The sequence below is a fragment of the Vibrio sp. ED004 genome (assembly GCF_023206395.1).
Classification (GTDB): domain Bacteria; phylum Pseudomonadota; class Gammaproteobacteria; order Enterobacterales; family Vibrionaceae; genus Vibrio.
Map to the genome: position 1 here is coordinate 1,291,299 of NZ_CP066149.1, position 18,251 is coordinate 1,309,549.

At 44.7% G+C, this 18,251-nt stretch carries 19 protein-coding genes; 10 read left to right on the top strand and 9 right to left on the bottom strand.

Annotated features, from left to right (window positions below):
- The first annotated feature begins 148 nt into the window (after positions 1-148).
- The 5 genes from pepA to ITG10_RS05695 all read left to right on the top strand — a co-directional run bounded on the left by pepA (position 149) and on the right by ITG10_RS05695 (position 6,882).
- Positions 149-1,669, top strand: a complete 1,521-nt coding sequence (gene pepA, locus ITG10_RS05675; RefSeq protein WP_017633033.1) for a leucyl aminopeptidase — start codon at positions 149-151, stop codon at positions 1,667-1,669.
- A 99-nt stretch (positions 1,670-1,768) separates the two neighbouring features.
- A complete protein-coding gene (locus ITG10_RS05680) occupies positions 1,769-2,218 on the top strand; it encodes a DNA polymerase III subunit chi (protein WP_017633032.1) in 450 nt (149 codons plus the stop codon).
- 102 nt (positions 2,219-2,320) lie between these two features.
- Positions 2,321-5,194: a valine--tRNA ligase gene (locus tag ITG10_RS05685; RefSeq protein ID WP_017633031.1), complete on the top strand. Its 2,874-nt coding sequence runs from the start codon at positions 2,321-2,323 to the stop codon at positions 5,192-5,194.
- A gap of 244 nt (positions 5,195-5,438) precedes the next feature.
- Positions 5,439-5,843, top strand: a complete 405-nt coding sequence (locus ITG10_RS05690; protein ID WP_017633030.1) for a DUF2061 domain-containing protein — start codon at positions 5,439-5,441, stop codon at positions 5,841-5,843.
- A 133-nt stretch (positions 5,844-5,976) separates the two neighbouring features.
- Complete coding sequence (locus ITG10_RS05695) at positions 5,977-6,882, top strand: bifunctional helix-turn-helix transcriptional regulator/GNAT family N-acetyltransferase (RefSeq protein WP_017633029.1); 906 nt, start codon at positions 5,977-5,979, stop codon at positions 6,880-6,882.
- A 49-nt stretch (positions 6,883-6,931) separates the two neighbouring features.
- On the opposite strand, the gene ITG10_RS05700 is transcribed toward ITG10_RS05695, so the two are convergent.
- Together ITG10_RS05700 and rraB are read right to left on the bottom strand one after the other, a co-directional pair.
- Positions 6,932-7,726, bottom strand: coding sequence for a hypothetical protein (locus ITG10_RS05700; RefSeq protein WP_017633028.1), 795 nt, complete (start codon positions 7,724-7,726; stop codon positions 6,932-6,934).
- A gap of 125 nt (positions 7,727-7,851) precedes the next feature.
- The gene (gene rraB, locus ITG10_RS05705) at positions 7,852-8,268 is read right to left on the bottom strand and encodes a ribonuclease E inhibitor RraB (protein ID WP_017633027.1); all 417 of its coding nucleotides are present in this window, start codon (positions 8,266-8,268) and stop codon (positions 7,852-7,854) included.
- A 576-nt stretch (positions 8,269-8,844) separates the two neighbouring features.
- Between rraB and arcA the strand changes: the two genes are divergently transcribed.
- The 5 genes from arcA (at position 8,845) to ITG10_RS05730 (ending at position 13,462) form a co-directional block, all read left to right on the top strand.
- Positions 8,845-10,065 (top strand): arginine deiminase, encoded by a 1,221-nt coding sequence (gene arcA / locus ITG10_RS05710; protein WP_017632293.1) that lies wholly within the window; start codon positions 8,845-8,847, stop codon positions 10,063-10,065.
- 155 nt (positions 10,066-10,220) lie between these two features.
- Positions 10,221-11,225, top strand: a complete 1,005-nt coding sequence (locus tag ITG10_RS05715; RefSeq protein WP_017632292.1) for an ornithine carbamoyltransferase — start codon at positions 10,221-10,223, stop codon at positions 11,223-11,225.
- Positions 11,226-11,533: 308 nt separating this feature from the next.
- Positions 11,534-12,463: an aspartate carbamoyltransferase gene (gene pyrB / locus ITG10_RS05720; RefSeq protein ID WP_026084387.1), complete on the top strand. Its 930-nt coding sequence runs from the start codon at positions 11,534-11,536 to the stop codon at positions 12,461-12,463.
- A 12-nt stretch (positions 12,464-12,475) separates the two neighbouring features.
- Positions 12,476-12,937: an aspartate carbamoyltransferase regulatory subunit gene (pyrI, locus tag ITG10_RS05725; protein ID WP_017632290.1), complete on the top strand. Its 462-nt coding sequence runs from the start codon at positions 12,476-12,478 to the stop codon at positions 12,935-12,937.
- A gap of 135 nt (positions 12,938-13,072) precedes the next feature.
- Entirely contained in the window at positions 13,073-13,462 is a 390-nt protein-coding gene (locus ITG10_RS05730; protein ID WP_009847729.1) for a RidA family protein, read from the top strand.
- Between the two features lie 126 nt (positions 13,463-13,588).
- On the opposite strand, the gene ITG10_RS05735 is transcribed toward ITG10_RS05730, so the two are convergent.
- The 7 genes from ITG10_RS05735 to mlaE form a co-directional block, all read right to left on the bottom strand.
- Positions 13,589-14,314 (bottom strand): 1-acylglycerol-3-phosphate O-acyltransferase, encoded by a 726-nt coding sequence (locus ITG10_RS05735; protein WP_010435026.1) that lies wholly within the window; start codon positions 14,312-14,314, stop codon positions 13,589-13,591.
- A 149-nt stretch (positions 14,315-14,463) separates the two neighbouring features.
- On the bottom strand, positions 14,464-15,729 hold the full coding sequence (murA, locus tag ITG10_RS05740) for a UDP-N-acetylglucosamine 1-carboxyvinyltransferase (protein ID WP_017632289.1): 1,266 nt from the start codon (positions 15,727-15,729) through the stop codon (positions 14,464-14,466).
- A gap of 8 nt (positions 15,730-15,737) precedes the next feature.
- Positions 15,738-15,992 (bottom strand): BolA family iron metabolism protein IbaG, encoded by a 255-nt coding sequence (gene ibaG / locus ITG10_RS05745; protein ID WP_017058924.1) that lies wholly within the window; start codon positions 15,990-15,992, stop codon positions 15,738-15,740.
- 13 nt (positions 15,993-16,005) lie between these two features.
- Positions 16,006-16,314, bottom strand: a complete 309-nt coding sequence (locus tag ITG10_RS05750) for a lipid asymmetry maintenance protein MlaB (RefSeq protein ID WP_004735315.1) — start codon at positions 16,312-16,314, stop codon at positions 16,006-16,008.
- Positions 16,314-16,973, bottom strand: coding sequence for a phospholipid-binding protein MlaC (locus ITG10_RS05755; RefSeq protein WP_017632288.1), 660 nt, complete (start codon positions 16,971-16,973; stop codon positions 16,314-16,316). Before ITG10_RS05755 ends, ITG10_RS05750 begins: the two co-directional genes overlap by 1 nt.
- Positions 16,974-16,977: 4 nt before the next feature.
- A complete protein-coding gene (gene mlaD, locus ITG10_RS05760) occupies positions 16,978-17,469 on the bottom strand; it encodes an outer membrane lipid asymmetry maintenance protein MlaD (RefSeq protein ID WP_017632287.1) in 492 nt (163 codons plus the stop codon).
- Positions 17,470-17,471: 2 nt separating this feature from the next.
- Entirely contained in the window at positions 17,472-18,251 is a 780-nt protein-coding gene (gene mlaE / locus ITG10_RS05765) for a lipid asymmetry maintenance ABC transporter permease subunit MlaE (protein ID WP_017632286.1), read from the bottom strand.

Here is an 18,251-nt window from a genome sequence, read left to right on the forward strand (position 1 = left end):
ATAATTTCCCGTTGAACCTTTTATTTTTTTAAATTTTTAGCTAAGTGTTAGCGTTCTTCTTTAAGGTTAGTTCCATTATAGGATCCAACAAGTAAGAACCCATTATCTAACATTTAGTTCGATTTGTCTTCAGGATGTAGGAGTACGCATGGAGTTCAGTGTAAAAAGTGGCAGCCCAGAGAAACAGCGCAGCGCATGTATCGTTGTCGGTGTATTCGAACCGCGCCGCCTTTCTCCAGTAGCCGAGCAATTAGATAAGATTAGCGATGGCTACATTAGTTCACTGCTTCGTCGCGGTGATCTAGAGGGTAAACCTGGCCAGATGCTACTACTGCATCAAGTACCTGGTGTACTTTCAGAACGTGTTCTACTAGTAGGCTGTGGTAAAGAACGTGAGCTAGGCGAGCGTCAATACAAAGAAATTATTCAAAAAACCATCAGCACACTAAACGAAACAGGTTCTATGGAAGCAGTATGTTTCCTTACAGAACTTCACGTTAAAGGCCGCGACACTTACTGGAAAGTTCGCCAAGCGGTAGAAGCGACTAAAGATGGTCTTTACACATTCGACCAATTTAAGAGCAACAAACCAGAGACTCGTCGCCCACTGCGTAAATTGGTATTCAACGTACCAACACGTCGCGAGCTAAGCCTTGGTGAAAAAGCGATCTCTCACGGTCTTGCAATTGCTTCTGGTGTGAAAGCGTCTAAAGATCTTGGCAACATGCCACCAAACATTGCTAACCCAGCATACCTTGCCTCTCAAGCTCGTCGCCTAGCTGACGACTTCGAAACCGTAACGACTAAGATTATCGGTGAAGAAGAGATGGAAAAACTGGGTATGACTTCTTACCTAGCGGTAGGTCGTGGCTCTAAGAACGAATCTATGATGTCTATCATGGAGTACAAAGGCGCACCTGATTCAGATGCAAAACCAATTGTACTTGTTGGTAAAGGCCTAACGTTCGATTCAGGCGGCATCTCACTTAAGCCTGGCGAAGGTATGGATGAGATGAAGTACGACATGTGTGGTGCGGCGTCTGTATTCGGTACAATGAAAGCATTGGCGAAACTTAACTTGCCAATCAACGTTGTCGGTATTCTAGCGGGTTGTGAAAACATGCCTGGTAGCAATGCTTACCGCCCAGGTGACATCCTAACGACCATGTCAGGCCAAACAGTTGAAGTTCTAAACACTGATGCTGAAGGTCGCTTGGTTCTTTGTGATGCGCTAACTTATGTTGAGCGTTTCGAACCAGATTGCGTAGTTGACGTTGCAACGCTAACAGGCGCGTGTGTTATTGCTCTAGGTCACCACATCAGTGGCGTTCTATCAAACCACAACCCACTGTCTCACGAACTTGTGAATGCTTCTGAGCAAGCAAGTGACCGTGCATGGCGTCTACCAATGGCAGATGAGTACCATGAGCAGCTAAACAGTCCGTTCGCAGATATGGCGAACATCGGCGGCCGTCCTGGCGGTACTATCACTGCTGGTTGCTTCCTATCTAAGTTCACTAAGAAGTACCACTGGGCTCACCTGGATATCGCAGGTACAGCTTGGAAATCTGGTGCAGCGAAAGGCTCGACAGGTCGTCCTGTCTCAATGCTAGTCCAATTCTTATTGAACCGCAGCGGCCATGAGACTGAAGAGCAATCTTCAAAATAATAAAAAGGGCCTACGGGCCCTTTTTTAATAAGCGCTATTTGTTAGAGTCGATTGACCCAGTAAGATGAATAGTCACGATTTCCAGTTCGAGTATTCAGCATGCAGACAGCTACGTTTTACATAGTGTCATCAGATAGCCCGCAAGCCAGTGAAGAAGGTTTTGCTCACTATGTGCTGTTTCTTGCTCAGCACTTTGCGAAACAAGGCGCTAAACTTTACCTCAACTGTAATGACAAAGAACATGCCGAGCGTATCGCAGAGATTTTCTGGCAAGTCGAGCCCGGTGAATTTATTGCGCACAACTTAGTTGGCGAAGGTCCGAAATATTCAACCAACATTGAAATCGGCTACCAAGGTGTAAAACACAATTGGAATCGTCAGCTGGTAATTAATCTGGCCGATAATCATACAACCTTTGCGAACGCCTTTGCTCAGGTGATAGACTTCGTTCCTTGCGAAGAAAAAGCTAAGCAACTCGCTCGAGAAAGGTATAAAATTTACCGTCAGGCTGGATATCAGCTACAAACTATCGAGATTCAACATCCATAGTCAAACCTCATAGTTAAAGCTATCTTTGGATTTAGATTCAAGAAGCTTCACTTATGAAGTTTGACCACGATTAACCATTCACAGTATCCGTTTAAGAGCACTATGGAAAAGACATACAACCCAACATCAATCGAACAAGCTCTGTATCAGACTTGGGAAGAGAAAGGCTACTTTAAGCCACACGGTGACACATCAAAAGAAGCTTACAGCATCATGATCCCGCCACCGAACGTCACTGGCAGCCTACACATGGGTCACGCGTTCCAAGATACGATCATGGATACACTTATCCGTGCTCAACGTATGAAAGGTAAAAACACGCTTTGGCAAGTAGGTACTGACCACGCTGGTATCGCAACTCAAATGGTTGTTGAACGTAAGATTGCTGCTGAAGAAGGCAAAACAAAACACGACTACGGCCGTGAAGCTTTCATCGACAAGATCTGGGAATGGAAAGGCGAATCAGGTGGCACGATCACTCAACAACTTCGTCGTCTTGGTGCATCTGTAGACTGGGATCGCGAGCGATTCACTATGGATGACGGCCTATCGGCTGCGACTCAAGAAGTGTTTGTTCGTCTATATGAAGAAGACCTAATCTACCGTGGTAAGCGTCTAGTAAACTGGGATCCTAAACTGCACACTGCGATTTCTGATCTTGAAGTTGAAAACAAAGACAAAAAAGGCTTCATGTGGCACTTCCGCTACCCCCTAGCGAACGGTGTTAAAACGGCGGATGGCAAAGACTACATTGTTGTTGCTACTACTCGTCCAGAAACCATGCTTGGTGATACTGGCGTAGCCGTAAACCCAGAAGATCCACGTTACAAAGATCTTATCGGTAAAGAAATCCTGCTTCCTGTTGTTAACCGTCTTATCCCTATCGTAGGCGATGAGCACGCAGACATGGAAAAAGGTACTGGTTGTGTGAAGATCACACCTGCTCACGACTTTAACGATTACGAAGTTGGTAAGCGCAACAACCTACCAATGATCAACATCCTAACGTTCAACGCTGATATCCGTGATGCTGCTGAAGTATTCACAACCAACGGCGAAGAAAGCGATGTTTACTCAACAGACATCCCTGCGAAATACCAAGGCATGGAGCGCTTTGCTGCTCGTAAAGCTATTGTTGCTGAATTTGAAAAACTTGGTCTTCTTGAAGAGATCAAAGATCACGACCTAACCGTACCTTACGGCGACCGTGGTGGTGTAGTTATCGAACCAATGCTGACTGACCAATGGTACGTACGCACAGCACCTCTTGCTGAGCCTGCAGTTAAAGCCGTTGAAGATGGTCAAATCCAGTTCGTGCCTAAACAGTACGAAAACATGTACTTCGCGTGGATGCGTGACGTTCAAGACTGGTGTATCTCTCGTCAACTTTGGTGGGGCCACCGCATCCCAGCATGGTACGACAACGATGGTAAAGTTTACGTAGGTCGTACTGAAGAAGAAGTTCGTGAAAAGAACAACCTAGCGCCTGTTGTTGTACTTAAGCAAGACGACGACGTACTAGACACTTGGTTCTCTTCTGCACTTTGGACGTTCGGCACACAAGGCTGGCCTGAAAATACTGAAGCACTGAAAACATTCCACCCATCTGAAGTACTAGTATCTGGTTTTGATATTATCTTCTTCTGGGTTGCTCGTATGATCATGATGACCATGCACTTCGTGAAAGACGAAGATGGCAAGGCTCAAGTACCTTTCAAAACGGTTTACATGACGGGCCTTATCCGTGATGAAAACGGCGACAAGATGTCTAAGTCGAAAGGTAACGTACTTGACCCAATCGACATGATTGACGGCATCGGCCTTGAAGAGCTAGTAGAGAAGCGTTGTGGCAACATGATGCAACCTAAACTGGCTGCTAAGATCGAAAAAGCAACACGTAAAACTTTCGAAAACGGTATCGAACCATACGGTACTGACGCACTGCGTTTCACTCTTGCTGCTATGGCTTCCACGGGCCGTGACATCAACTGGGACATGAAGCGTCTTGAAGGTTACCGTAACTTCTGTAACAAGCTATGGAACGCAAGCCGTTACGTACTGATGAACACAGAAGAGCACGATTGTGGCATGTCACCGTCTGTTGAAGACCGTGCAAACATGGAATTCTCTCTAGCGGATAAGTGGATTGAATCTCAGTTTGAAGTTGCAGCGAAAGAGTTTAACGCTCACCTAGACAACTACCGTCTAGACATGGCAGCAAACACGCTTTACGAATTCATCTGGAACCAATTCTGTGACTGGTACCTAGAGCTCACAAAACCTGTTCTTTGGAAAGGTACTGAAGCTCAGCAACAAGCGACTCGTTACACGCTTATCACGGTTCTAGAGAAGACTCTGCGTCTTGCTCACCCTGTTCTTCCTTACATCACTGAATCTATCTGGCAGAGTGTTAAGCCGCTAGTAGACGGCGTTGAAGGCGAGACAATCATGACTCAAGCGCTTCCTCAGTTTAATGAAGCTAACTTCAATGCTGAGATCGTTGACGACATCGAATGGGTTAAGACTTTCATCACTGCTATCCGTAACCTACGTGCGGAATACGACATAGCACCAAGCCAAGGCTTAGAAGTAATGATCAAGGTTGCTGATGAGAAAGATGCAGCTCGTATCGAAGCAAACAAGATCGTCCTGACTTCTCTAGCTAAGCTAGACGACATTAAAGTTCTTGCGGACGGCGAAGAGACTCCAGCTTGTGCAACTAAACTGGTTGGCAAATCTGAGCTAATGATCCCAATGGCGGGTCTTATCGACAAAGATGCTGAGCTTGCTCGCCTAGACAAAGAAGTAGCGAAGACTCACGGTGAGATTAAGCGTATCGAAGGTAAGCTAGGTAACGAAGGCTTTGTTGCTAAAGCACCAGAAGCGGTTATCGCGAAAGAGCGTGAAAAGCTTGAAGGCTACCAAGAGACTCTTGTGAAGCTTGAAGAGCAAAAAGCGACAATCGCTGCGCTTTAAAACCGAGTGACGGAGAAGGCTTCGAACTTCTCGCTCTAAATAGAAAGGTTGGTCTTGGTGACCAACCTTTTTTTATGTCCCTGATTCCAATATTCCAATATTCCAATATTCCAATGCTTCTCACTCTAGCCTCACTTATTGATAGGTTTCATCTATCAAATTAATCTCCACTTCCCATTATACTTAATGATAATAATTCTCAATAATAGACCTATCGAAAAAACACAACGATTGAGTAATTATCATGAAAAAGACACTAACCTTTGCTGCATTACATTTTACTATCGCATTTAGTGTCGCTTATGTACTAACAGGCGACATCTTAATTGGTAGCTTAATCGCTATGATTGAGCCTTCTGTGAATACGGTCGCCTTCTATTTTCATGAAAAGGCGTGGGCTCAAGTTCCAGCGCTTAAAGCTCGTCAGTGGATGACCAAGTTAAAAACAGCAAGCTTTGCGACCATTCACTTTAGTGTTGCCTTTACCGTTGTCTACTTGTTGACTGGAGATGCTTTCATCGGCGGTGTGATGGCTTTGTTAGAGCCAACTTTAAATACCGTTGCTTACTACTTCCACGAGAAAGTCTGGATACGAAAAGATGAAAGCCAAACAGTAAAAGCTCAGTTTTGTTTACATCAACACGCTTAATCTAAAGCTCACTGAACGATTGAAGTAACCTGCTTCGAACAACAAAATTCAGCTTACCATTGACAAAGTTGCGCACCGCAATTAAATTAATTGCGGTGCGCAACTTTATTTCTTAATCCAAAGGTAGGTAGTTATGAATTCTCAACAGTTAAGAGACTATTCTCGTCAAACGGTTCGTTTACTTGGCATGCTTGATAAGCAGTGTGGTGATGTCGACCTCACTCCAGTCCAGGCTCATACTCTAGGTGAAATCCAGTTGCAGCCAATCACCATCAACCAATTGGCGCAGCAACTCAACGTAGATAAATCCAATGCTAGCCGCACTGTCACAGGGCTGATCAAGCTTGGCTTAGTTGAAAGCCTAGAGAATCCAACAGACAAGCGTAGCCAATTAGTCGCCCTGACCGCTCAAGGTGTTGATGCGTTATCTCAACTCGACCAGCAGCAAAGCGTCTTCTTTGAAAAAGTACTTTCGGCACTCAATGACAACGAACAACAACTGCTTAAGCAAGGACTTGAGAGCTACTTAAAAGGGCTAACGAAAGTATGCCAAGCCGATGAGTTTGTATTACGCCCACTCACAGAGTCAGACAACCAACAATTAGCCGAAGTCATTCGCCAAGTTTCGGCAGAGCATGGGCTCACAGAAGATAAAGGCTATGGCGTGGCCGATCCAACACTCGATGATATGTACTCTGTCTATAGCCAAGCGAATGCAATGTACTGGGTTATCGAACACAACGGAAAGATCGTCGGAGGCGGTGGCTTTGCCCCTTTAGCAGGTAAACCCAATGTGTGTGAGCTACAAAAGATGTACTTCTTACCGCAAACTCGAGGGCATGGCCTAGCCAAGCGAATTGTTGCTTTGAGCTTAAAGCAAGCCAAGCAACTTGGGTATCAACACATGTATTTAGAAACGACGGAATGCTTAGGTGCTGCGGTCAAACTCTATCAGAAGCTTGGGTTTGAGCATCTTGACTCAGCTTGGGGAGAGACAGGCCACGACGCTTGTGAGGTTGTCATGGCCAAATCGTTATAAGCAGAATGCGCCGCTATAGCGAAAGAAGATAGCGCTAAAATATACGGAGTTAACGTAGAAAGTTACTGACGCAAGAGGTTGGGGTCAAGGCAACAAAAGAACTCTCTTCTTGCCCATCAAGTACCACTTCTAATGGGTATAGATGCTTAGGGTTAGGATTCTCAATATCAAAAATGATAGGCGCCTCAACCTGGAACACGACGCCAGTATGTTCTGCGCGTACATCAATCGGCATCACGAGTGTCATACCATTAAACTTGATGGATGCCGATACTAACCCCGCTTTTAGCGTTTGATAGATAACATCCACTTTAAACTCACAGCCACCACCGTGGTGCCAGATCTGCTCTGTGACAACTTGTTCTAGTTTGACGTTTCGAACGAACTGCAGGTACGGTGCTTGCCAAATCCCGATGCGTGAATCAGATTTAGTGATAGCCTGTGAAGATATAGACTCATCCATATCTTCCTCGAGTAACAGGCTCTCCTCTTCTTCAAGGAACAGGATCTCAAAACGGTTTCGACCAGACTGCATATAAGGGCGGATATCTTTGCGATATTCAGCTTGGCTACCATCGCAATCAAACACAGCCACACCATTCAGTCGCACTTCAGCAAAGTAATCGACACCCGCTACGACTAACTCAACGAATGGGCACGCCAACATAGCATCATCAACTTCGATGTCATGCATCAGGTGCCACTCTTGCTCTGCGATTTCATCTTCACTTAAGCTATCAGGGAGCTTTGAGCTTAATGGAGCAGGAAAGGTAATGTCATCTTGTGGGATAGAGAGATCCGTCAGTGGCGAAATTTGCCAAAGACCATCGAGAAGTAACCGCATATCATTCCTTGAGCCAGATCAATTTTGACCGCATTATAATGAATGAATGCATTTAAAGACATTTATTTTTCTGAGGATAAAAAAATGCCAGCTCTAGGCTGGCATTCTTTCAAACTGGCAAGAAATTACTCTTCGCCTTCATCATCTTCGTCAGGGTAGATAGCATCTTCACCTTCGTAGTAAGTGCCCCAACCGTCGTAGATAATGTCGAATTTCTCTGCAAGGTTCACAAGCTTCTCAACTTGCGCATCGATCGCTTCAGCATCTAGAGCTGACTGCATGGTTGCATCACAGCAAAGTAGCTTGTTGCCATCTTCGTCTTCTGTCTCTTCAGCTTCAAGCACTTCAAAGCCCATTTTGAATGCTTCAACAACTGCTTTCTCAAGCACTTCGAAATCTTCAGCAAATAGGTGATGCTCGATATCGTATAGAGCTTCAGGATCGCTACCATCTTCAATTAGTGCTGCAATGATGTCGCGAGTCTCTTCCTTTTGAAATTCAATTAATTCCGCTACTGATAGATATTCATCTTCGTGAGACATGTGTCTGCTCCAGAGTGTTGACTATGAAAAGATCAAATTTGATTGCCACGAAATATGGCACGGATCGTCCAGAAAAGCCACCCAGATCAGGCTTAGAAAGGTAAGTTTATCGCTAGATAGCGGGGGCAATATCAATTCAAAAGTGAAATCAAAATCACAGAAACAAATTTTCAACATTTTATTAACTGGCGTTTGTTTTAGCATTTCATCTTTATTGTAACTTCATGCGTATTTGAATAGAAATTGCGTGCTTAGTCACCACAGATGCATACGTTCAACCCGTTTCAAGGTGCATAAAATCCCAGCTAGCTATCAAAAAGTGAATAATAGTGAATAAAAAGTCACGAATAATAAGCAAAATAGATTTCTCGCACACACTAAATCGAGCATAGATCCTCAAAACAGTTGTTCCATGAGATATACGCTCAATTAGTATTTAAGCCCAATAAACCAAATTAATCCGGTTTTTAATACCGTAAATTCAAAAAATACTTTGTATTTACGCAACCTCCAAAACTTGCATATTACGGCCAAGCTTGTCATAAATAGACGCTGGATTAATAGTAAGGATGCAAAATGAGTAAGCTGTACGTTGGCTCCGAAGTCGGTCAATTAAGACGAGTTCTCCTAAATAGACCTGAAAGAGCACTCACCCACCTCACCCCTTCAAACTGTCATGATCTTCTATTTGATGATGTGCTTGCTGTTGAAGCTGCTGGTGAAGAACATGATGCTTTTGCAGAGACACTGCGTAGTCAAGACGTAGAAGTACTACTGCTACACGACTTGCTTGTCGAAACGCTTGCCGTACCTCAGGCTCGTGAATGGCTGCTGAATACTCAAATCTCAGATTTTCGTTATGGGCCAACTTTTGCCCGTGACTTAAGAAGCTATCTTGCTCAAATGGATAATGAGCATCTAGCAACGATCTTACTCGGCGGCTTGGCTTATTCTGAGCTCCCAATCAAATCGTCGTCGATGCTACCTAAGATGCATCGCCCACTTGATTTCGTTATCGAACCGCTGCCGAACCACCTATTTACGCGTGATACTTCATGTTGGGTTTATGGCGGTGTGTCGCTGAACCCTATGATGAAACCGGCTCGTCAACGCGAAACAAACCACTTACGTGCTATCTACCGCTGGCACCCTGTGTTTGCCGGACAAGACTTCATCAAGTACTTCGGTGATGAAGATCTGCACTACGACAACGCCAATATTGAAGGCGGTGACGTACTGGTTATCGGTAAAGGCGCGGTACTGGTTGGTATCTCTGAGCGTACCAAGCCACAAGGTGTCGAAAACCTAGCGGCGAGCTTGTTCCGTTCGGGTCAAGCAACCGAAGTGATTGCTATCGATTTACCAAAACACCGCTCTTGTATGCACCTTGATACGGTGATGACACACATGGATATCGACACTTTCTCTGTCTACCCAGAGATTGTTCGCAAAGATCTAGATACTTGGCGCCTGACACCTAAAGAAAATGGTGAGATGCGTGTAGAGAAAGCGGAAAACTACCTGTCAGCAATTGAAGGGGCTCTAGGTCTTGATCAGCTGAAGATCATCACAACTGGCGGTGACAACTATGAAGCTGAACGCGAGCAGTGGAATGACGCTAACAACGTACTGACAGTGAAACCGGGTACTGTTATCGGCTATGAACGCAATGTTTACACCAACGAGAAGTACGACAAAGCGGGCATCGAAGTTCTGACGATTCCGGGCAACGAGTTAGGTCGTGGTCGTGGTGGCGCTCGTTGTATGAGTTGTCCTATCGAAAGAGACGGTATCTAAGCTGATAATTCAATAGAACAAACACAATAACTGATCTAGGCCAGTACCATCGTACTGGCCTTTTTTATCAAATTAATAAAATAAATATTCACAAATATAGCATTTTTATGTTTAACTGAGTTCTTCATTGATTCTATATACACAAGGAGCGAGAGATGGCCTTTAATCTTCGCAATCGTAACTTTCTAAAACTTCTCGACTTTACTCCTAAAGAGATTCAGTTTTTACTCGATCTGTCTGCTGACCTGAAAAAGGCTAAGTATGCAGGTACAGAGCAGAAAAAGCTTAACGGTAAAAACATCGCTTTGATCTTTGAAAAAGCATCAACACGAACTCGATGTGCTTTTGAGGTAGCGGCCTTTGATCAAGGTGCTCAAGTCTCTTATTTAGGTCCTTCTGGTTCTCAGATTGGTCAGAAAGAATCAATGAAAGATACGGCTCGTGTATTAGGTCGTATGTACGACGGCATTGAATACCGTGGTTTTGGCCAAAGCATTGTCGAAGATCTTGGCGCATACGCTGGTGTGCCAGTTTGGAGCGGCCTAACCGATGAATTCCATCCAACTCAGATCTTGGCTGACTTCCTCACCATGATCGAACATGGTCGCGGTAAACACCTACACCAGATCAGCTTTGCTTACCTAGGCGATGCGCGTAACAACATGGGTAACTCACTGTTAGTCGGTGCTGCGAAAATGGGCATGGATATTCGCCTTGTCGCACCAAAAGCCTTTTGGCCGGAAGAACAACTTGTCGAAGAGTGCCAAGCCATTGCACAAAACACTGGTGCAAAAATCACGCTAACCGAAGACGTTGCTGAAGGCGTGAAAGGCTGTGATTTCCTATACACCGACGTTTGGGTTTCAATGGGTGAAGCCCCTGAAGCTTGGGACGAACGTGTAGCGTTAATGAAGCCATACCAGGTGAATATGGATGTCATTAAGCTAACTGGCAATCCTCAAGTGAAGTTCATGCACTGCCTACCCGCTTTCCATAACAATGAGACCGTGATTGGTCAGCAAGTCGCAGACAAGTATGGAATGAACGGCTTGGAAGTGACTGACGAAGTGTTTGAATCTGACTACTCGATTGTATTTGATGAAGCAGAAAATCGCATGCATACCATCAAGGCGGTTATGGTCGCGACACTTGGTCAATAGACAATAATGAAAGTAAACAAAAGCTTGATGTAATCGCTTGCGCTCACAAATTGAAAGCGTATAATTCTCGGCAATTTGTCTGAGAGTAGTGAAAATGACGCCAAGCAATGTTGTGATAAAACATAATGATATTGTGATAACACATAATGATATTGTGATAACACATAATAAAATTGTGAAAACACCTAATATTGCTCGCAAGCTAGCATGCTTGCCAGGCCGTCTATTCTGCTTTTCAGCACTTTTTTAAAGCCTCCCATTATGGGGGGCTTTTTTATGGCCAATACATTATTGTGGGGAAGAAGATCATGGCGAATTCGCTCTATCAAAAGCACATCATCTCAATTCCAGAGCTTTCTCGTGAAGAGCTAGAATTAATTGTTCAAACGGCAGGTCAACTTAAAGCTGAACCAAACCCAGAACTCATCAAGAACAAAGTTGTTGCCAGCTGCTTCTTCGAACCTTCAACACGAACTCGTCTCTCTTTTGAAACTGCGATTCAACGCATCGGTGGTGATGTGATTGGCTTCGACAGCGGTGGTAACACTTCACTGGCGAAGAAAGGTGAAACGCTTGCAGACTCAGTGCAAGTTATCTCCTCGTACGTTGATGCTTACGTAATGCGCCACCCTCAAGAAGGTGCAGCACGCCTAGCTTCTGAATTCTCTAACGGCGTACCTGTGATTAATGCAGGTGACGGTGCAAACCAACACCCGACACAAACATTATTAGACTTGTTCTCTATCGCTGAAACACAAGGCCGCCTAGATAACCTTAACGTGGCATTCGTTGGTGACCTTAAGTACGGCCGTACGGTTCACTCTCTGACTCAAGCACTCGCGAAATTCAACAACATCTGTTTCTACTTTGTGGCACCAGAAGCGTTGGCGATGCCAGACTACATTTGTGAAGAACTTGACGAAGCGGGTATCAAGTACCAACTACTGACCGACATGGAAGATGTGATTCCTGAACTGGATGTTCTGTACATGACTCGAGTTCAAAAGGAGCGCTTTGATGAGTCGGAATACGCGCACATCAAATCAGCGTACATCCTAACGGCTGCACTTCTAGAAAACGCACGCGATAACCTGAAGGTTCTACACCCTCTTCCTCGTGTTGACGAAATTACTATCGATGTCGATAAAACACCTTACGCTTACTACTTCCAGCAAGCCGAGAACGGTGTTTACGCGCGTGAAGCATTACTGGCCCTTGTTCTTAACGAAACGCTGTAGAGGAGAGAGATCATGTCTAAAGAGACTCAATTAAAAGTTGAAGCAATCAGAAACGGTACTGTTATCGACCATATCCCGGCGAACATCGGGATCAAGGTGCTAAAACTGTTCGATATGCACAACTCTCACCAGCGTGTGACCATTGGCCTAAATCTGCCGTCATCGGCACTCGGTGGCAAAGACCTGCTCAAGATTGAGAATGTGTTTATCACAGAAGAACAGGCAAGCAAGCTGGCGCTTTACGCACCTCACGCAACAGTGAACCAAATCGAAGATTACGAAGTGGTTAAGAAGTTAGCCTTAGAACTTCCAGAGCAAATCAACGATGTGTTCGAGTGTCCAAACACTAACTGTATTACACACAACGAGCCTGTTGAAAGCAGCTTTAAGATCTTTGAAAAGAAAGAAGATATTCGATTGAAGTGTAAGTACTGCGAAAAAGTTTTCTCTCGCGAAATCGTGACAGAAAGATAACCTCATACGGCAACCCGTTTGAACGCAAAAACTATCAAATACCTCGCCTGTGCGGGGTATTTTGCGCTTTACCTAGCCTAAGTTTGAAGGCACACTGAAAAACGATTTTTATCTAATAACTGATGGAATAAACCAATGACTAAAGTACTTCACACAGAATCTGCTCCAGCTGCAATCGGCCCATACGTACAAGGTGTTGACCTTGGCAACATGGTACTGACTTCTGGTCAAATCCCAGTAAACCCAGCAACTGGTGAAGTATCTGCGGATATCGCAGTGCAAGCTCGCCAATCTCTAGATAACGTTCAAGCGGTTGTTGAAGCTTCAGGCCTGACTGTAAAAGACATCGTAAAACTAACGGTATTCGTTAAAGACCTAAACGACTTCGGCACAGTAAACGAAGTTTACGGCAAATTCTTCGATGAGCACGGCGTTGCAAACTACCCTGCACGTTCATGTGTTGAAGTTGCTCGTCTGCCAAAAGATGTAGGCATCGAGATCGAAGCGATTGCAGTTCGCAAATAGATTTTAATATCTAGAATAAACGGTTTCTAGTAAACGAGTTGGCATAAAGCTGAATGTTTATCAGAGACAAAAAAGGTTGCCCTATTGGCAACCTTTTTTATTATTCATCGTTTCGCTTAGCTTAAATTACTTCTTATTAAGCTCAACCACTTCTTTGTCTAACTCTTCAAGCTTAGCGGCCATTTGCTCTCGGGCTAGGTTAGCAAGTTGACGAACGTTCGACTTGTCGTAACCTTCAGTGCTGATAGGCGGCAACATTTCAACTATCACGTGACCATTGTTCCAACGGTTTAGCTTCACGCCACCTGTTGAGCTACACACGATAGGGATAATAGGCAAGCCAGCGCCAATTGCGGCATGGAAAGCACCCGTTTTGAATGGCAACAGACCACGACCACGAGAACGAGTCCCTTCAGGGAACATCCATACTGAAACATCGCTCTCTTTTAAGCTCGTCACTACTTGGTCGATCGTACCTACCGCTTTGCTGCGATTGGCACGGTCAATTAGGATATTACCCGTCAGCCAGTAAAGCTGACCAAATAGAGGCATCCACACTAAGCTTTTCTTACCAACCGTCACAACCTTAGGTGTCACTGCTGATGAGATAGTGAATAGATCCCAGCTGTTTTGGTGGTTCGCCACATAAACATGTTGGCCACGAGAGTAAGCATCTTCCGGGATACGAAGTTCTAACTTCATGCCGAATATTTTAGACATACGACCGAAGTAACGACCAAAGGTAAATACGTGTTTCGGGTTACGTGGGCTCAGCAAACAGTAACCACACCCAAATACAAACATAAGAATCGCAAATATCGCCACTGCGAAAATACGTAATATTGCTATCATTTTGTTCCTCTCAACCGTCAAGTTTTTCACCTATTCGCACAAAATTGGCATCAGATTCACTTGCGGTAAATACAACTATAAAAAAGCCGAAACCAAGGTTCCGACTTTTATGCTTTCATGTCACTAATTCAAGAACCCACTAACCGAAGTTAGTTCGAATCACTAAATCGTGTAATGTTTGCGCCTAGGGCTGACAGTTTATCTTCAATCTTATCGTAGCCACGATCGATGTGATAGATACGGTCAACGATGGTTTCACCTTGAGCGATACAGCCAGCAATAACAAGGCTCGCAGATGCACGAAGATCCGTTGCCATTACTTGAGCGCCGCTCAGTTTTTCCGTTTCACCACAGATAGCCGTGTTGCCTTCGATTTCCGCTTTTGCACCCATTCGCTGTAATTCAGGAATGTGCATGAAGCGGTTTTCAAAGATAGTCTCAGTGATAACACCACTTCCCTTCGCCATCATGTTAAGCAGAGTAAACTGAGCTTGCATGTCGGTTGGGAAACCTGGGTGAGGTGCTGTTACGATTTTCACCGCTTTCAGCTCACGACCTGTCATATCAAGGCTGATCCAGTCTTCGCCCGTTTCAACCTTCGCACCCGCTTCTTCAAGCTTCGCTAATGCAGCTTCAAGAAGATGAGCGTTAGTGTTACGACAAACAACTTTACCGCCAGACACTGCCGCAGCAACAAGGAACGTACCCGTTTCAATACGGTCTGCAACCACAGAGTGTTGGCCACCACCAAGGCGTTCAACACCTTCGATAGTAATCGTGTCTGTACCTGCGCCAGAAATCTTAGCACCCAGCTTATTTAGGAAGTCTGCAGTATCAACAATCTCAGGCTCACGCGCAGAGTTATCTAATACTGTTGTACCTTCCGCTAGTGTTGCTGCACACATGATAGTAATCGTAGCGCCAACGCTTACTTTATCCATCACGATGTGCGCGCCTTTCAGACGGCCATCAACGCTTGCTTTAACATAACCATCTTCCAACGTAATCGTTACACCTAGCTGCTCTAGGCCATGGATATGCAGATCAACTGGACGAGCACCAATCGCACAACCACCAGGAAGTGACACTTGGCCTTCACCAAAACGAGCCACTAGTGGACCTAAAGCCCAGATAGAAGCACGCATTGTTTTTACTAAATCGTAAGGCGCACAAAACTCATTAATTTCGCTGCCATCAACATGAACACTACCGTTACGTGATACTTTGGCGCCAAGACGCTTTAGTAGTTCCATCGTAGTATCGATGTCACGTAGGTGAGGAACATTACTCACTTCCACTGGCTCTTCAGCAAGAATTGAAGCAAATAAGATAGGTAGCGCTGCATTTTTTGCGCCTGAGATCGTCACTTCACCGCTTAGCGGCTTGTCCGATCCAATAACTCGAAACTTTTCCATCATAAACCTTAAAGTGACATCAGTTTCTTATCACGTTCCCACTCTTCTGGCGTGAAAGCCTTAATAGAAAGAGCATGGATGTCATTGCGTTGAATGTATTCCATTAGTGGGCCGTAGATTAGTTGCTGTTTCTTAACTCGATTCATGCCGTCAAAACATGGATCAACTGCAACAACTTCGTAATGACTGCCTTCACCCTTCACGAAAATCTCTTGAAGGTTCAGTGCCTCTGCTAATAATTCTTGTACTTTTGTGCTGTCCACAAATAGCTCCTGCCTAATTTTTTATGTGTTCTGCCATCATTGGCTGGATATTGCTCAATTGGAACAACGTTCGTAATTGTTCTGGCACGAAACTGAGCATTATATGACAGTTTTGATTTTTTGCATGCTCTAATAAGTGAATTAGCATCACCATTCCTGCTGAATCGACTCGATTTATATGGCTAAGGTCAATTTCAACGCTCGATTCCGTTGTTTGCCACTTTTCCAATATACGCCAGATTGCAGGGACACTGTCTCGGTCGATATCACCGAGCAGCTGATACTCTTTAGAGCTTAGTGCTTGCCATTGAGAATGGCTCATTATTTATTACTCTCAAAACGAATCGGTTGTGCGGCCAGTTTCTCTAGTTCGTCGGCAACTTGTAAGATGCCTTCCTGACGAATCTTAGTATTCCACTCTGACTGCTTGCTCGATAACAGGCTAATGCCTTCTGCAACCATATCAAAAGCCTTCCACTCGCCCGACTTCTTGTCTTTACGAAGCTTGAACTCAAGCTTGATATTAGGTCGCGGCGAATCGATGATGTCTACTTTGATACTGGTAATACGGCTATCCGCTTTGATTTTTGGTTCAGGACCAAATTCAATTGTCTGATCGGTATATTGAGTCAGTACTTGAGCATAAGAAGAAACCAAGTATTTACGGAATGAGTCAATAAATACACGCACGTCTTTTCTATCCGCGCCTTTCAAGTTTGGCCCAAGTAACTTAAGTGCTGCATATTGCGCATTCACATAAGGCATCAACTCTTCTTCCACAATGACCTTCAATAGTTCTGGGTCTTGGTGGATATTGTCTTGTTCACTCTTCAAACGATCAAATGCAACTTCTGCTACTTGAGTCATCATCTGGTATGGCTGAGTACGATCAATCGCTTCTGCAGCAAAAGCTTGAGCTGACATAAGAAAAGCGACGGCAGTCAGAAACCATACTTTGAATAAGTTATTCGTCTTTAACATGTGCCTACTCCTTAGCTTCGCTATCATCAGAACCACCAACGCTATACAGCACTTGGCCAATCAAATCTTCTAATACTAATGCTGACTTGGTATCTTCAATCGAGTCACCATCAACCAACATCTCTTCATCATCAAAAATGAAACCCGGCACCAAGCTGATGTACTGCTCACCGATTAAGCCAGACGTTAAGATTTGAGCACTAGAGGTATCTGGAAATTGTGAGTACTTCGAATCTATAGACAGTTGAACCACTGGAAGGTAGCTCTCGGTATCAAGTTCAATGCTTTGAACTCGGCCAACAACCACACCACCCACTTTCACAGGAGAACGAACCTTTAGGCTACCAATGTTGTCAAAGGTCGCTTTTAGGTTGTAAGTATGGTTCGAACCTATACCTTTTACGTCAGCGACTTGAAAGATCATGATTAAGATTGCGCAAATTCCGGCAATAACAAAGGTGCCGACCCATAATTCTAATTTTCGAGTTTGTTGCATGATTAATTCCCAAACATCAATGCGGTAAGAACAAAATCTAGCCCTAATACCGCTAGAGAAGAGTGCACTACTGTGCGTGTGGTTGCCTGACTGATACCTTCAGAGGTCGGTACCGCATCATAACCATTGAAAAGTGCGATCCAAGTAACGGTGATAGCGAAGACCATACACTTGATCATGCTGTTACCAATATCTCGGCCTAGCTCAACAGAAGATTGCATCGCAGACCAGAAACTACCGTGGTCAATGCCTTTCCAATCAACACCCACTAACTGACCGCCCCAAATACCTACCGCCATAAAGATCATAGCAAGCAATGGCATAGAGATAAGCCCAGCCCAAAGTCGTGGTGCAATAATGCGTTTTAGAGGATCAACGGCCATCATCTCAAGACTTGAGATCTGCTCCGTAGCCTTCATTAGGCCAATCTCAGCCGTTAAAGCCGAACCTGCGCGACCTGCAAACAGCAGTGCAGTCACCACAGGGCCAAGCTCACGTAGTAATGAGAGCGCGACCATTTGACCAAGGTTACCCTCTGCGCCGTAGTCGATGAGCACAACATAACCTTGCAGGCTAAGTACCATGCCAATGAACAGACCCGAAACTAAAATAATAGCCAATGACTGAACGCCAACGCTATAAAGTTGTTTTACTAATAAAGGGAAGTTTTTTAGTCGCGGGATGCCAAACAAAGCCCCGAATAACATCAGGCTTGCTCGACCAAATGACTCGCAAATCGCAAGTGTGCGTCTACCGACACCCGCAATAGTTTTAGCAATCAT